Genomic DNA, 15,758 nt, shown 5'->3' with positions numbered 1-15,758 from the left:
TGACGTGCGTTACTTTTTTCCTACGATGGCGTAGGTATCCCGGGCGATAACCAATTCCTCGTTTGTCGCGATCTTATACACAAGGGTTTTCGAATCGGCGGCCGACAGCTTGACATTTCCCTTCTGTCGTTTGCCGTTGACTTCTTTGTCGAGCTTGACGCCGAGGAATTCGAGGCCTTCGAGAATTTTAGCCCGGATGCCCGCGGCGTTTTCCCCGATGCCGCCCGCGAAGCAGATGGCGTCGACGCCTCCCATAACGGCCGCGTAAGCGCCGATATAGGATTTGATCCGGTAACAGAACATATCCTCGGCCAGTTTTGCCCGCTCATTGCCGGCGTTTACGCCGTCTTCCATATCCCGGCAGTCCGAAGAGGTCCCGAATATGCCTAAAATGCCGGATTTTTTATTCATTCTGTCGTCCATTTGAGCGTCGGTCAGGTTTCGTTTATTTTTGATGAACAGAACGGCGGCGGGATCGATGTCTCCGCAGCGGGTGCCCATCATAAGCCCCTGCAGCGGCGTGAGTCCCATGGACGTGTCGACGGATTTTCCGTCTTTGACCGCGGACATGGACGCGCCGTTCCCCAGATGACAGACGATGATCTTCGAGTGTTGGGGATTCCCCATGATTTCCCTCATGGTCGAGGAAACAAAGAGGTGGGATGTCCCGTGGAAGCCGTATTTCCGCACTTTTAATTCTTTGTAATCCTCATAGGGGAGCGCGTACATATAGGCGTCGGGGGGCATCGTCTGGTGAAAGGCCGTGTCAAATACGGCGACGTTGGGCTTTCCGGGCATGAGTTCCATACAGGTCGTGATACCCAGAAGATTGGCCGGATTGTGCAGGGGCGCGAGATCGTTGTTCTTCTCGATGGCGGCCAGCACATCTTTGTTCACAAGGACGGAGCCGGAGAAATCTTCTCCGCCGTGCACGACCCGGTGGCCGATGGCGTCGATTTCGTCCCGGCTCTTGATGACGCCGTTCACGGAATCCGTAATGGCGGCCATGACGAACTCCAGCGCCTCTTTGTGGGTCGGCATGGGTTTTTCCGCCTTCAATTCAAAATCTTTGGCGGGGACTTCGTATTCCATTTTGGATCCGGCGATTCCGATCCTTTCACAAAGTCCCTTGGCAAACACTTCGCCCTGCTCGGGATTGATCAGCTGATACTTGAGCGAGGAGCTGCCGCAATTGATTACCAATACTTTCATGTTTTCCTCCTGATATGGTTTTCTTTTTCTTTTGTCCTTACTGGATCGCGGTCATGGCCACGAGGTCGACGATGTCCTCGGCGGAACAGCCCCGGGACAAGTCGTTGATGGGGTTGTTGAGCCCCTGGATAATGGGACCGTAGGCGTTTGCCCCGGCCAGCCGCTGGACGAGCTTGTAGCCGATATTGCCGGCGGCGAGATTCGGGAACACCAGAATGTTGGCGTGACCGGCCACGGGAGATTCGGGGGCTTTCTTGGCCGCCACGGACTTGACGAGGGCCGCGTCGGCCTGAAGTTCGTCGTCAAAGGGGAAGTCCACCTCGCGCTCCCGCAGGATTTTCCCCGCTTCTTTGACGATATCGATATCGGGATGATCCGCGGACCCCTTGGTGGAAAAGGTCATGAGGGCCACTTTGCCCTCGATGCCCACGATGCTTCGGCCCGTGGCTACCGTGGAAACGGCGATGTCCGCCAGCTGTTCGGCCGTCGGCACGGGAATTACCGCGCAGTCGGCGAAAAGCAATACTTCTCCGTAGGTTTCCTGCCGTTCGGTCAGCTCCATGAGGAAGCAGGAGGAAACGGTCTTGATGCCGGGCTTCGTCCCAATGATCTGAAGTCCCGCCCGGATGACCTGAGCCGTCGGCGAGGTCGCCCCCGATACGACGCCGTGGGCTTCGCCCTGCCGCACCATCATGGCCGCGTAGAATACCGGCTCTTTGATCAGGGTTTCTTTGGCCTTTTCAAAGGTCAGGCCCTTTTTCTCCCGCATTTTCGCAAATTCTGTAGCATATTCGTCGAGATTCGTCACTTTGTCCAGCTCGACGATTTCCACACCCGCCATGGAAATATCCAGGTCCCCCGCCATGCGTTCAATGGATTCTTTGACGCCGATGACGACCGGTATGGCAACGCCCAGTTCCACGACTCTGGCCGCGGCCCGTATGATGCGTTCGTCCTGTCCTTCCGGCAGGATGATTTTTTTCAGATCTTTTCGCGCTTTTTCTCTGATGTTCACCAGAATGCTCACAGCGATTCCTCCTTGGAAAATAAAAAATCTTGGATTGCTTCGCAATCTCTTGTTGTTTGATATGAATAATTTAATGTTACCACATTTTCATTCCTTTTGCAAGTATTTTTCACGATACAAAACGCTTTGAAAATGTACAATTGTTCGGTTTTTGACGCATTTCATCCAAATATTGCCGCAATGAACTCCGCGGGGTCAAAAACCCGCAGGTCGTCGATTTTCTCCCCCATACCGACAAATTTGACCGGCTTTCCCGTCAGGTCCGAAACGCTGAAGACGACGCCGCCCTTGGAGGCCCCGTCGAGCTTCGTGATCACAAAGCCCGTCAAGTCCGTCGCCTCGTTGAAGGTCCTGGCCTGGGCGATGGCGTTCTGCCCTGTTGTCCCGTCGATAACCAGAAGGGATTCATAGGGCCGCCCGCCCAGCTTTTTTTTGATGACGCCGTTGATTTTTTCCAGCTCCTTCATCAGGTTGTTCTTGTTGTGAAGCCGGCCCGCCGTATCGATGATAGCGATGTCAAAGCCCTTTCGCAGGGCGTAATCCAGCGTATCGTAACAGACCGCCCCGGGGTCGTCTCCGGCTTTCCCTTTGACAAAGTCCGCGCCGGCCCGTTTCGCCCATTCCTCCAGCTGCTCCACGGCGGCCGCCCGGAACGTGTCCGCCGCGCCCAGCACGACCCGCTTTCCCTGCGCCGCGTATCGGGCGGCGAGCTTTCCGATGGTGGTCGTCTTGCCGACGCCGTTTACGCCGGTCACGAGGATCACATTGAGTTCTCCCTCCGTGAGGGGAATTTCAAGATTTTCCCGGATCAGAAAACCCGACAGGATGTCCCGCAGCGTCCCGTATACCCCTTCGGTATCGGCGACGCCCCGGGCCTTGACTTCTTTTTCGAGGGCCTTGATGATCCGGCCCGTCATCTCATAGCCGATATCGGACTGGATCAGGACGTCTTCCAATTCCTCGTAGAGCGTGTCGTCGAGGGGTCGGCGTCCCGTAAAAAATGATTTCAATTTCATGAAAAAGCCCATGTTTGCTCCCCCTTTTCTATCTTCCCCAGCTGTCGGGGGCCTTGTTCCACGCCGAGGCCGCGTCGGCCTCCTCCTTCGTGAGGTAGTTCTTTTCACAGGCGATGGCAATGAGGGCCGGGAAATTCGATATGGTCTCCCATTTGACGCCCTTTTCCGCGAAGGCTTTTTCGGCCTTGGGAAATTCATAGGAAAAGACGGCCAAAACCGATACGTTTGCCGCGCCCGCGTCAAAAGCGGCCTCCACGGTCTTCAGGGAACTCCCTCCCGTGGAGATCAGATCTTCGATGATGATGACGTTTTTCCCCGCAAGATCGGCCCCTTCGACCTGTTTTCCCGCGCCGTGGTCCTTCTTCTCGGCCCGGATGTAGCTCATGGGCTTGCCGGTCTCCCAAGCGAGGAAGGCGGCCCAGGGAATGCCCGCCGTGGCCGTGCCCGCGAGGATATCGTAGTCCTTTCCCTTCAGTTTTTCCAGAAAGGCCTCCACAAAGAGCCTGCGCTCGGCGGGATGGGCGATCATCTGTCTGTTATCGCAGTAAATCGGGCTTTTGATGCCCGATACAAACGTGAAGGGCGTCTTCACATTGAGTTTGACGGCGCCGGTTTTTAACAAAGCCTCGGCAATTGCGCTTTCTTTATTCATTTTTTCCTCCGTTTATTCGTCGCTTGAGTTGTTGTAGGTGACTTCCCGGCCCCAGGGCCCGGAAAAATTTCCCCGGTCATAGACGACCCGGCCGCGAAGGACCGTCGTCAACACCCGCCCGCCCCGCTTGAATCCGGCGTAGGGCGTCCAGCCGCATTTGGAAATGATTTTGTCCTCTCCGATCAGACTGTGGTCCCTCGTATCCACGATGACAAGATCCCCGTGGTTCCCTGGCTTTATGCCGCCCTTCCCCGCGATGCCGAAGATTTCGGCGGGTTTTGCCGACATCAGTTCCGTCAGCCTCGCGAGGGTGATTTTTCCTTCCTCCACGGCCCGCAGGACCATCTCGAGACTGTGCTCGACGCCCGGAACGCCCGAGGTCAGCTTCGCGGTTTTTTCTTCCAGGGTATGTGGCGCGTGGTCCGTCCCGATCGTATCGATGACGCCCTCCTGTATGGCCCGCCAGAGACAGTCGACGTCGCTTTTTTCCTTGAGCTCGGGCTTCATCCGCAGGAATTGCCGCGTATATCCGTCTTTTTCCCGGTCTTCCCCGGTGAGAAAGAGGTGATGGGGCGTCGCTTCGCCGTAGACCGGAAGGCCCTTGGCCTTGGCGGCGGCGAGCGCCTGCACTTCCGAGGCCAGGGACAGGTGGCAGAGATAGAGGGGAACGCCGGTTTTTTCGCAAAGATCAATGGCTCTGTGGACCATGTCGCCTTCGGCGTGGACGGCCACCAATTTCGAGTTCCGGAAGATCCGCTCGAGGACCGCCACATCCTCCACGAGCATATCGCCGGTGGAGACGTTTAAAAATACCTTTGTGGCCGCCACTTTTCCCCAGGTCTTGGGAATTTCGGCGCTGTTGTCGGATTTTGAGCCGCCGAAATAAAAGCCGTAGTCCACCCAGGCGCGTCCGACAGCCTGTTTCTTTTTCTCTTCGAGAATCTCCGGGGTGATTGTGGCCGGAGAAGTATTCGGCATATCGAGAAATACAGTCACGCCCCCTCTCGCGGCGGCAAGGCTCCCGGTCGAAAAATCCTCCTTGTGGGTGAGACCGGGGTCCCGCATATGGGTGTGGGGGTCTACAAGGCCCGGAAGGACGAGCTTTCCGCCTGCGTCAAGGACCTCCCCGTCCCGGGCTTCCGTTTCGGGTATCGACGCTTCGATTTTTGTGATAAGCCCCGCGGTGATCAGAATATCCCGCAGGATTTCTTTGTTTTCGGCTGTGATGAGTCTGGCGTTTTTGACGAGCATGGCCTCACGCCTCCAGAGCCCGTTCGATGTCCCGGGCGATGGTATCGGCGGCTGTCAGCGGATCTTCGGCCTTTGTCACCGGGCGTCCGATCACAAGGTAGTCGCAGCCGCTTTTGATGGCGTCCCAAGGCGTCATGATCCGCTCCTGATCATCGGTAGCGTTGTCCTTGAGCCGGATGCCGGGGCAGACCGTCACAAAGTCCCGCCCGATTTCCTTCTTGATTTCGGCCGCTTCCCAGGGCGAGCAGACGACGCCGTTCAAACCCGCTTCTTTTGTGAGCCGGGCGAGATTGACGGCCAGGGCTTTGATGTCCAGGGTCGAATGAAAGGTCTCCCGAGCTTCCGCTTCGGAAATGCTGGTCAATACGGTCACCGCGATCAAGAGCGTCTTCGGGTTCACTTTCCTCACTTCCTCCGCGACGGTTTTCATCATTTTCTTGCCGCCCCCCGCATGGACATTGAACATAAAGACGTCCTGATTCGCCGCGAATACCGCGGCCTGGGCCGTCGTATTGGGGATGTCGTGAAATTTCAGATCGAGAAAGATCCGCTTTTTCTTTTCCTTCAAAAATTCGACGATTTTGCCCCGGGAATTGAGAAAAAGCTCAAGCCCCACTTTGTAAAACCCCACGTGATCCCCCAATTTTTCGATAAAATCATGGGCCTTTTCATAGGATGGAAAATCCAGCGCCACGATCATGCGTTCCCTGCCGTCCGTCATACCTTCACCTCTCCTTTATGCGCCGCTCCGACGAGCTCGCTTATATTGGCAATCCCGTTGTCCGCGCAGTATTTTTCAAGCCCCTCGATGATCTCCACGGGCAGGAGCGGATTCTTGAATATTCCCGTCCCGATGGACACAAGCGTCGCCCCCGCGAAGATAAACTCCAGGGCGTCCTCCGTCGACGAAATGCCGCCCATGCCCACGATGGGGATTCCGACGGCTTTGTATACCTGGTATACGATTCGCAGGGCGACCGGTTTTACCGCGGGTCCCGAGAGTCCGCCAAAGATATTGCCGAGGACGGGCTTTCTCGTCCGCACGTCGATGGCCATGCCCAAAAGCGTGTTGATCACAGAAATCCCGTCCGCCCCCGCTTCTTCGACGATTTTGGCAATGGCGGCCACGTCGGTCACGTTGGGCGTGAGCTTCACCACAAGGGGTTTTTTCGTCTGTCTGCGGACCGCCGCCGTCACGTCCCCCGCCGCGCAAGGGTTGGCGCCGAAGGCCATGCCGCCGTCCTTCACGTTGGGACAGGAGATATTGAGCTCCACAATGGCCACGTCGGCTATGGTATCGACGATTTTGGCCATTTCCACATACTCGTCCAAGGTACTGCCGCTCATGTTGAAAATCAACGGCGCTTTGACGCCCGCCGCCCGGATTTCCGGAATCGTCGCGTCTTTGACATAGTGAACGCCGGGATTTTCCAGACCCACGGTGTTGAGCATACCGGCGGGGGTTTCCGTAACCCGGGTCCCCATATTTCCCGTACGGGCGCTCAGGGTCGTCCCCTTGAGGCCGATGCCGCCCAGGAGGTCGGGATCAAAATAGTCCCTGTATTCGAGGCCGAAACCGAAGCAGCCCGATGACGTAACGACCGGGTTTTTCATCGTTACGCCCAAAAATTCCGTCCGTAATGCCGACATCACTTCACCTCCCCCGCGCATCCGCAGGTCCCGCAATTTTTTTGTTCGGTATTGTTGATCTCCCGAATCAGCGTCCCGTCGAAGACCGGGCCGTCGGCGCAGACCTTCTTCATGCCCTCGTTGGTCAGGAAGGAACAGCCCACACAGGCCTTGACGCCGCAGGCCATCCGCGATTCCATGGAAATCTCGCAGGGGACGCGCTCGGCCAGGGCCAGCTGACCCACGAGGATCATCATGGGCGCGGGGCCGCAGACATAGATCCGGTCGTATTTTTTTTCGCTCAAAAGCTCGGAAACCTTGGGAATCACGGTCCCCTTTGCGCCCACGGCGCCGTCGTCCGTAGTGACGAAGACCGATATCCCCGTGAGATCGAAATTGCTTAAGATCCGCAGGGCCTCCGCGTCTCTGCCGCCGGCGACCAGCGTCACGTTATTGTCCCGCTTGAGGATCTCCGTCAGGTATTTCATCGGGGCAAGCCCCATTCCGCCGCCTACCACCAGAAGCTCCCGGCCTTTTTCCGCGGTCGTGAAGCCTTTTCCCAGCGGGCCCTGGATTTCTATGCCGTCGGCGGGCGCAAATCCGGCCAAATCCCGGGTTCCCGCCCCCTTTACTTCATAGTAGAATTCGAGAACGTTGGTAAGCGCGTCGGCGCCGTGGACGCTGACCGGCCTTCGCAGCGTAAAATAATCGTCTTTGCAGCGGAGCATGTAAAATTGCCCGGGCTTCGCCGCTCCGACCGTCTTCGGAGAGACGACTTTCATCAGGTATTTATTCTCCGCGACCCTGGCGTTTGCCAGTACCGCGGCGTTTTCTAAAAACATGGGGCCTCCTTTTATCATAAACTATATTTGTTTTCTTTTTTATATGCTCATCCCGGGATTTCCTTGCCGCAGTAATAGCAAAAATCGCCGTAGGAGGTTCTCAGAATCTTGTTTTTCGTCTGCTCGTAGTGGGTGACGCACATGATGTTTTGACACTTGGAACGCTCGCAGGCAATGACGCTCTGATTTTCTTCCTCTTTCGCTTCTTTGGCGGGGCCGATGGGCTTGATTTCCAGCGCCGCCACAAAGAGGGCCGAGCGGATCGGAATACCGTTTGCCGCCTGCTGGAAGTAGCGGGCGTGCTTCGTGTCGTCAAGGTCGATGGCGATCTCGTCCACCCGGGGCAGCGGATGGAGAATGATCATCTCATCTTTGCATTTTCCGAGAATCCGCTCCCGGTCGATCTGGTAGACGCCGCTGACCTGCTGATATTCGTCGGGATTGTCGAAACGCTCCCGCTGGATCCGCGTCATGTAGAGGATGTCGATTTCGGGCAGGATATCCTCGTAATTGCGCAAAAGCGTATAGCGAACGCCCCTGCTTTTCAGTTCCTGCGTGATGTGGGAGGGGATCTGGATCAGTTCCGGCGCGACGAAATAAAACTCGCAGCCGAAATTGGCGAGGGCTTTGGCGAGGGAATGGACGGTACGGCCGTACTTCATGTCGCCCACAAAGGCCACTTTGAGATTTTCCAGGGTCCCCAGTTCCTCTTTGATCGTGTAAAGGTCGAGAAGCGTCTGACTGGGGTGTTCATTGGCCCCGTCGCCGGCGTTCAATATGGGGACCTTTGAGATCTCCGCGGCGAATTTGGCGGCCCCCTCGATGGAGTGGCGCATCACGATGGCGTCGGTATAGGCCTCGACCATCTTGATCGTATCCCGCAGGGATTCCCCTTTTTTGATGGAACTGGCGTCGGGGGAATCAAAACCGAGGACCTGGGCCCCGACCCGGTAGGCGGCAGAGATGAAGGAAAGCCGCGTCCTCGTGGAGGGCTCAAAAAACAGGCTCCCGATGATCCGACCGGCGAGGATGTCGGGCATCGTATGCAGGGCGAGCTGCTTGGCAAGATCGAGAATTCCGTAAATTTCCGACGTCGTAAGGTCTTTGATCGATAAAAAACTTCTCATTTTCCCTCCCTTGTCTGCGTTGTTTTCATAAAAAAGATGTATTTGCCGCGGATCCGGCAAACACATCCTGTTCCCTAATCGGGATTGACCACATAGTTCGTAAGCTCGTTGACAAAGCCCAGCGTCATGTCGTTTTTGTCGTTAACGGGGTTGAATTCCACGATATCGATGGAAGTCACGAAATAGGTCTTGAACAAAAACTTGAAGAGCTGAAAGACGTCGTCGGCCCCGAAGCCCTTGCGGACCGGAACGCTGACGCCCGGCGCGTATTCCGGCGACAACGCGTCCAGATCGAAGCTCACATGGACATTTTCGGTCTTCAGATAGTCCCTGACTTCCTCCAGGGAGGCTTCCAGCCCTTTCTGGGCAATTTCGTCGTACCAGAACACCTTGACGCCCACCTGCTCGATGATCTCCCTTTCCTTGAAATCGAGGTCCCTGACGCCAAAGATCACCACATTCCGGCTGTCGACCTTGGCCCCGTCGTAAAAGCAGTTGACGAGGTCCCTGTCGCCGATTCCCTGCAGGAGCGCCAGCGACATGCCGTTGATATTGCCGGTAATCGTGGATTTGTCCGTATTCATGTCGCCGTGGGCGCCGATCCAGACGAGACCGATGTCCTTTTCCAGGGAGACGCCGGAGACTGTGCCCAGCGAGACCGAATGGTCGCCGCCGATGGTAATGGGGCGGTAGCCGTCCTTGACGGCCTGATAGACCGTGCCCGCGATTTTCTCACAGGTATTGAGGACCGTGTTTTTATATTTGAGGTTCCACTCGTTGAAGTTTTCCCGCTGTTTTTCCACATCGATAAACTGCATTTCGTCAAAGGTCTCAGGATAGGTGTTGACGAGGGTTTCGGGCCCGAACTCGATGCCGGAGCGGTTGGCGCCCAGATTCATGGGGACGCCGAAGAGGACGCTCTTCATCTTTTCCGCGTAGATGTAGACGGCGTCGTCTTCCTCGATGACGTTGAGATATTCCAGCTCGGGATCCTCGGGACCCTGGACGTTGAGGCGGGCTTCTTTCAAGTCGTGGACATAGTCGAGGATGTCCTTGGTGATCCGCTCGCCGGGCGTGATGACCGGAATGCCGGGCGGATAGGCCATGATGAGCTCCCCGCAGATCTTGCCCTCGCTTTCGGCGAATTTGATCTTGTTTTTCGCGCTGTAGAAGGCTTCCCGGGGGTTCAAAATCTCCTCGGGGATCGGCGGCATCTTGATGAATTCCCGCTTCAGGATGTCCTCTTTGCCGTAAAAGCGGCGGCTGATATCCCTGAAGGCCCCGATGAGCCGGTCGACGCTTTCGTCGTCGTCGCCAATCGTAATGAGGCCGAGGACGTTATAAAAATCGGATAATTCCATCTGGATATTGTAGTCTTCCGTGAGGATGTGCTCCAAATCCGCGCCGGTCAGGCCCAAGTCTCTGGCGGTTACGGTAATTTTCGTGGGATCCAGGGCAAAAAAGCCGGGTTTGCCGATCAGTTCCTCGCCGAAGCAGTAAATCCCGGGAATCCGGTTGACTTCCCCCCGGAAGCGTCTGGCCAGTTTGATGGCCCGGTCGAGGAGCTCCCGCCCTTCCGTCGCGATCTGCCGTCTGGCGCAGTCGAGACTGGCCATCAGCGGATAGGAGGGCGAGGTGGTGCTCAACAAATTCAGCGTCTGCTGCACCCGGTTGATGTCTATGCGGTCGGAATTGACGTGCAGCATGGACATTTGGGTCATGGCGCCGATGATTTTATGCGTGCTCTGTGTGCAGATGTCGGCCCCCGCGTCGACGGCGGAGGTGGGCAGATCGTCGTGAAAATGGAGATGGGGGCCGTGGGCTTCGTCCACCAACAGCGGAATATCGTATTCATGCACGATGCCCGCGATTTTTTTGATGTCCGTGGCCACGCCGTAATAAGTGGGATTGATGATCAGGACCGCTTTGATGTCGGGATGTTGCTTCAAAGCGGTTTCTATGGACTTGGGGGAAATGCCGTTGGCGATTCCCAGATTTTCGTCGATTTCGGGGTTGACGTAGACGGGCTCCGCGCCGGAGAGGATAATGCCCGCGGTTACGGATTTATGCACATTTCTTGGGACAAGGATCTGGTCCCCGGAGTTCATGACCGACATGATCATAACCTGAATGGCTCCGGAGGTTCCGTTTACCGCGAAAAAGCTCTTTTTCACGTTGTAGGCGTCGGCGGCCAGTTCCAGCGCTTCTTTGATGCAGGTCGTCGGATGGTGCAGGCCGTCCACCATCTCAAAGATCGTCACGTCCATGGTCAGGGGCCCCATGCCCACAAAATCTCTGAATTCCGGATCCGCGCCTTTGCCCCGCTTATGCCCGGGCACGTGGAAGGGCAGGATATCCCTTTTGACATAAACGTCTTTGAGTACCGTAAACAAAGGTGTTTTGCTCTGATCCAGCTTGGACATGGACGCCTCCCGGGTGTTTTTCATCTCGTTCCCCTTTACATTCCAATGTATTTTACGTTTTTTTTGACTGCTTGTCAATCGTTTTTTTAGTGATTTTTCGTTGCTTTTTTTGAAAAAATATAGTATAACCGGATTGGAGGAAAAAACCGGATTCTTTACGGGATCCGGCAAAAAATTGAACGCACAGGAGGCAACACATGAAGAAAACGCTTGCAGCAGTATTGACCCTTGTATTCCTCATTTCCGGCGCTCTGTTCGCCGCGGAAAAAGTGTACACGCTCCGCACGTCCACAAACCTTGCCGAAGGTTCCACGGTGGGCAAAGGCCTGAAGTATTTTGTGGAGCAGATCAACGCGCAATCCAAGGGCAGAATCAAAGCGACGGCCAACTACGGCGCCGAGCTCGGGAATCAGGCCGAACAGGTGGCCATGACGCTCACGAAGGACCTGGAGATGGTCGTAGCCGCCCCCGGAACGGGACCGGGCGCTTATAAAGGCCTCGAACCCCTGATGATGTTTGAGTTCCCCTTTATGTTCAAAGACAACAATCATTACCGCAGAGTCCTGAAGGCCGCGGAACCCAAAGTCAATGAATTTGTCAAAGCAAAAGGCTTTACGGCCATGGCCGGACAATCCCAGGGCTCCCGGGACATCCTGACCTCAAAACCCGTGACAAAGCTGGCGGACATGCAAAAGCTGGTTATGCGGGGACCCAACGCCATTTACATCAGCATGTTCGAACACCTTGGCGCGTCCGGCGTCACCATGGATTGGAACGAAATCTACACGGCCCTCTCGCAGAAAGTTGTGGACGGCGCCGAAGGTTCCCCCAGTTCCCTCAACGCGTCCAAGTTCCAGGACAACGCCAAGAATCTCGCGATCACAAACCACATCATCGCCTGTATTTATTATTTCTTCAATACGGAATGGTTTGAATCCCTTCCCGACGACCTGCAGCAGCTTGTCCGGAAAGTAGCCGCCGAGGCAACGGCCTATCAGGAAAAACTGGACGACGACGATCAGGGCAAGGCCCTTGAACAAATGAAAAAAGACGGCGTCATCGTGACGGAAATCAAAGATATCGACGAATGGAAGAAGGCCTGCGCCCCCATGCTGGACGAATACCGGAAAAAGGGACAGAACTGGAGCGACTTCATCGATTATTTGAGTAAAATCGACTGAATTTAAGCATCCTCATCACAGCGGAATGAAATCAACAGGAGGAACCGTATCATGGGTTTTTTGAAAAAACTGGACGCCTTTCTGAACGGACTCCGCCTGACGGCCCTGGTGCTGATCACGGCGGTCGCGGTGGGCATCGCGGCAACGAATATCGTCCTGCGCTATTTCATTCGCAGTTTCTCATCCCTCCGGCCTTTCGCCTGGGGGGATGAGTTGCTGAGGATGTGCGCGATCTGGCTGGCCTTTCTGGCGGCAAGTCTCGGCGTCAAGGAAAATTCCCACATCAGCATCCAGTTTCTCGTGGAAAAATTCGTCCCCAAGCGCTTCAAAAGCGCTCTCGACAAGGTTGCCCAGCTCACGGTTCTGGCGGTCCTGGCCGTCCTTGTAGGCTACGGAATCAAAGTCACGCTCTCCATGCGGGACAATTATTTGCAGAATATCGCCCTCTCCACGGTCTGGTTCTACGCCGCCATCCCCATCGGCTGCGCGTTTTTGTTTTACGATTATCTGCTGATCTTTCTCTTCGGCGAGCATCCCTTCTCCAGAAGGAAAAGCGCCGGACGGAGCGAAAAGCCGAAACCGGCCGGGGAGGATGAACCATGCTGACGACGCTGTTTATTTTTATTGTTTTACTCGCTTTTATTTTCCTCGGTTTCCCGATTTTCCTGTCTCTTTTGATGGCGGGCATTATTTTTTTGAAGGCCGGCAACATTTCCCTCAACCTCACGATCATCAAGATGTTCGGCAGCATCAACAGCCTTTCGCTTCTGGCCATCCCCTATTTCATCATCGCGGGAAATATCATCACGAAGGCCAAAATCACCGATAAACTGGTGGATTTCGCCAACGCGGCGGTGGGCTCGTTCAAAGGGGGACTGGGCCACGTGAATGTCGTGACGAGTATGCTCTTCGGCGGCATCCAGGGTTCCGGCGCGGCGGACGCGGCGGCCATCGGCGGCATGCTGATCCCCGCCATGGAGGAACAGGGCTATGACACAGACTACGCCGTGGCCGTAACGGCAGGATCTTCCATGCTCTCACCGATTATCCCGCCCAGCATAGCCTTTATTTTATACTCTTTTTATACGGAAATTCCCATCGGCAGGCTCTTTATGGGAGGCGTGGGGCCCGGGATCCTCATCGGCCTCATGCAAATGCTTGTGGTGTATCTCGTGTATATCAAACGGGGATATCACATCGCTACGACAAAGTTTTCCCTGAAAAACTTTTTTCTCACGGCCTTCAGATCCTTCGGGGCGCTCCTGATGCCGCTGATCATCCTCTCGGGCATTGTGTTCGGCTTTGTGACGCCGACGGAATCCGGCGTTCTCGCGATCCTCTACGGGCTCTTTTACGGCTTTGTGATTTCCAAAACGCTCAAAATTTCCGATCTCCTCGATATCGTCAGGGATTCCGCCGTGACGACGTCCGTGGTCTACATGACCATCGCGGCGGCGGGCGTTTTGTCCAACGTGCTCGTCCGGCTCCATTTTCAAAAGGAAGTGCAGGATTTCGCCGTGAAGACGCTGGGAAACCCCGTTTACGCCGTGCTCTTCCTCTTTGTGGTCTTTATCGTCCTCGGCATGTTCCTGGACCCCACGGTGATCATTGCCATGTTCGCGACGACAGTACTCGCCATCGGCAACGCCTTCGGCTTCAACCCGATCCATTTCGGCGTCGTCATGGTGATCCTCATGCAATTGGGGGCCATCACGCCGCCCGTGGGGACATTTTTGTTCATTTCCTGCGGTATCGGAAAAATACCGATGGAAAAAGTCGTCAAACCGCTTTTCCCCTATATTGTGACCATCTTGCTGACCCTGGCGCTGGCCTTGATTTTCCCGAAAATCGTGACCTGGCTGCCGGATCTGATTTACGGATAAAATGTTTTTGAGGAGAGATTTTATGAATAAAAAACCGATCGGCGTTATGATCGCGGGCGCGGGCGCCATCGCCGCCGTCCATGCCGACGCCTACGCGCAGTTTGGAAATCTTTGCACAATCGTCGCCGTTTGCGACGTCTTTGAGGAAAAGGCGAAGGAACTGGTTGCCGCCAAGGGGCTGAAAGCGAAGACCTTTTCCGATTACCGGGAGGCCCTGAAGCTCCCCGAAGTGGACGCTGTCTCCGTCTGCCTGCCCCCTTCCCTCCACGCCGAGGTCGCCGTGGCGGCCCTGTCCTCAGGAAAGCACGTCCTGTGCGAAAAGCCCATGGCGGGCTCCCTCGAAGAATGCGACGCCATGGTCAAGGCCGCCGACATCAGCGGCAAGATCCTTTCCGCCGTCGCCCAGAACCGCTTCAAGACGCCCAATCAAAAAGTTCAGCGGCTGCTCCGGGACAAAATCGCCGGAGAGGTGCTTTTGGCCGTCGTCAATTCCCTCTGGTGGCGCGGAGAAAATTATTACGATCTTTCCTGGCGCGGAACCTGGGAAAAAGAAGGGGGCGGCTGCGTCCTCAACCACGCGGTTCACCATATCGACCTCCTGCTCTGGATGCTGGGAAAGCCCCAAAGCGTTTCGGCCGTTATCGGAAACGTCGGCCACGACAACTCCCAATGCGAAGACTTCGCGTCGGCGGTCCTCAGCTATCCCGGCGCCGTGGCCCAACTGAACGCCAACCTCCTGACCCACGACGAGGAGCAGGAACTGGTTTTCCAATGCAAAAAAGCCCGGCTCTCCGTTCCCTGGAAGCCCTTCGCCTCCAAAGCCCTCGAAAACGGTTTTCCGGCGATTGACGACGGAACCCGGGCCTCTGTGGACGCCGCCTATCAGGCCCTGCCGAGCCTTACGACCGAAGGCCATCCGGCCCAGATCGGGAATTTCCTCGCCGCCATCCGGGGAGAAGAGGATCTGCTGATTGACGGACGTCAGGGCAGGGATACGATCGAACTCATTACGGCCATCTACAAATCCGCCTGCACGAAAAGCGCCGTGAAGCTCCCCATCGCGTCCGACGATCCTTTTTACAAAAAGGGCGGACTGGCGGCTCTCATGCCCCATTTTCACGAAAAGACACGGAATGTGGATCATCTCAAGATGTCCGCGCCCATTTCCCTGGGCAGGGATGTAGGGAGATAAGCGCCGAAACGGCGAAAGGAGGCTTTATGACCGAAAAGGAAATCGAGGAAGGAATGACAAAATCCCTCGGGAAAATCCCGTGGGAGATCCGGAAGATCAAATTTGTGTTGTTTTTCGTGGGACTCTGGCGGGAATTGAGAAGACGGACATTGCGCACAAAATAATTGACAAATTTTCATATTTATGCTATAATGTTGGTACGCACATCACATTAAGTAATATTTTTTTGTCACAATACATCTGAGGAATACAACGAAAGCTGGGAACAATGAACATGATAGTGCATTTACGCGACCGGTCGCTTGTATCTGGTCGCTTTTCTT

The 15,758-nt window shown here is 55.6% G+C and carries 14 protein-coding genes and 1 pseudogene; 5 read left to right on the top strand and 10 right to left on the bottom strand.

The features are described from left to right. Window positions 1-9 precede the first annotated feature (9 nt). The 10 genes and pseudogenes from LBQ97_08670 to LBQ97_08625 form a co-directional block, all read right to left on the bottom strand. A complete protein-coding gene (locus tag LBQ97_08670) occupies window positions 10-1,212 on the bottom strand; it encodes an acetate kinase (protein ID MDR1832781.1) in 1,203 nt (400 codons plus the stop codon). Window positions 1,213-1,249: 37 nt separating this feature from the next. Continuing rightward, entirely contained in the window at window positions 1,250-2,239 is a 990-nt protein-coding gene (pta, locus tag LBQ97_08665) for a phosphate acetyltransferase (GenBank protein ID MDR1832780.1), read from the bottom strand. A gap of 161 nt (window positions 2,240-2,400) precedes the next feature. Beyond that, window positions 2,401-3,267: a signal recognition particle-docking protein FtsY gene (gene ftsY / locus LBQ97_08660; GenBank protein MDR1832779.1), complete on the bottom strand. Its 867-nt coding sequence runs from the start codon at window positions 3,265-3,267 to the stop codon at window positions 2,401-2,403. 16 nt (window positions 3,268-3,283) lie between these two features. Continuing rightward, the gene (gene pyrE, locus LBQ97_08655; protein MDR1832778.1) at window positions 3,284-3,907 is read right to left on the bottom strand and encodes an orotate phosphoribosyltransferase; all 624 of its coding nucleotides are present in this window, start codon (window positions 3,905-3,907) and stop codon (window positions 3,284-3,286) included. Window positions 3,908-3,919: 12 nt separating this feature from the next. Then, window positions 3,920-5,158, bottom strand: coding sequence for a dihydroorotase family protein (locus LBQ97_08650; GenBank protein MDR1832777.1), 1,239 nt, complete (start codon window positions 5,156-5,158; stop codon window positions 3,920-3,922). Between the two features lie 4 nt (window positions 5,159-5,162). Next, entirely contained in the window at window positions 5,163-5,879 is a 717-nt protein-coding gene (gene pyrF, locus LBQ97_08645) for an orotidine-5'-phosphate decarboxylase (protein ID MDR1832776.1), read from the bottom strand. After that, window positions 5,876-6,808, bottom strand: a complete 933-nt coding sequence (locus tag LBQ97_08640) for a dihydroorotate dehydrogenase (GenBank protein MDR1832775.1) — start codon at window positions 6,806-6,808, stop codon at window positions 5,876-5,878. The genes pyrF and LBQ97_08640 overlap by 4 nt, the downstream gene beginning before the upstream one ends. Further along, window positions 6,808-7,629: a dihydroorotate dehydrogenase electron transfer subunit gene (locus tag LBQ97_08635; GenBank protein MDR1832774.1), complete on the bottom strand. Its 822-nt coding sequence runs from the start codon at window positions 7,627-7,629 to the stop codon at window positions 6,808-6,810. Before LBQ97_08635 ends, LBQ97_08640 begins: the two co-directional genes overlap by 1 nt. A 257-nt stretch (window positions 7,630-7,886) precedes the next feature. Further along, window positions 7,887-8,756, bottom strand: a pseudogene (gene pyrB / locus LBQ97_08630) (aspartate carbamoyltransferase). A 74-nt stretch (window positions 8,757-8,830) separates the two neighbouring features. Continuing rightward, on the bottom strand, window positions 8,831-11,179 hold the full coding sequence (locus LBQ97_08625) for an aminotransferase class I/II-fold pyridoxal phosphate-dependent enzyme (GenBank protein MDR1832773.1): 2,349 nt from the start codon (window positions 11,177-11,179) through the stop codon (window positions 8,831-8,833). A 197-nt stretch (window positions 11,180-11,376) separates the two neighbouring features. Here LBQ97_08625 and LBQ97_08620 point away from each other — a divergent pair, with 197 nt between their 5' ends. The 5 genes from LBQ97_08620 to LBQ97_08600 are packed head-to-tail and all read left to right on the top strand — an operon-like array spanning window position 11,377 to window position 15,599. Next, complete coding sequence (locus LBQ97_08620) at window positions 11,377-12,360, top strand: TRAP transporter substrate-binding protein (GenBank protein MDR1832772.1); 984 nt, start codon at window positions 11,377-11,379, stop codon at window positions 12,358-12,360. Window positions 12,361-12,411: 51 nt separating this feature from the next. Further along, entirely contained in the window at window positions 12,412-12,966 is a 555-nt protein-coding gene (locus LBQ97_08615) for a TRAP transporter small permease (protein ID MDR1832771.1), read from the top strand. Further along, window positions 12,960-14,243: a TRAP transporter large permease gene (locus LBQ97_08610; GenBank protein ID MDR1832770.1), complete on the top strand. Its 1,284-nt coding sequence runs from the start codon at window positions 12,960-12,962 to the stop codon at window positions 14,241-14,243. The genes LBQ97_08615 and LBQ97_08610 overlap by 7 nt, the downstream gene beginning before the upstream one ends. Before the next feature lie 22 nt (window positions 14,244-14,265). After that, on the top strand, window positions 14,266-15,435 hold the full coding sequence (locus LBQ97_08605; GenBank protein ID MDR1832769.1) for a Gfo/Idh/MocA family oxidoreductase: 1,170 nt from the start codon (window positions 14,266-14,268) through the stop codon (window positions 15,433-15,435). A gap of 26 nt (window positions 15,436-15,461) precedes the next feature. Further along, the gene (locus LBQ97_08600) at window positions 15,462-15,599 is read left to right on the top strand and encodes a hypothetical protein (protein MDR1832768.1); all 138 of its coding nucleotides are present in this window, start codon (window positions 15,462-15,464) and stop codon (window positions 15,597-15,599) included. Window positions 15,600-15,758 lie beyond the last annotated feature (159 nt).

The sequence above is a fragment of the Fusobacteriaceae bacterium genome, assembly GCA_031272775.1.
Taxonomy (GTDB): domain Bacteria; phylum Fusobacteriota; class Fusobacteriia; order Fusobacteriales; family Fusobacteriaceae; genus JAISST01.
This window is presented reverse-complemented; position numbering and strand designations above follow the sequence as displayed.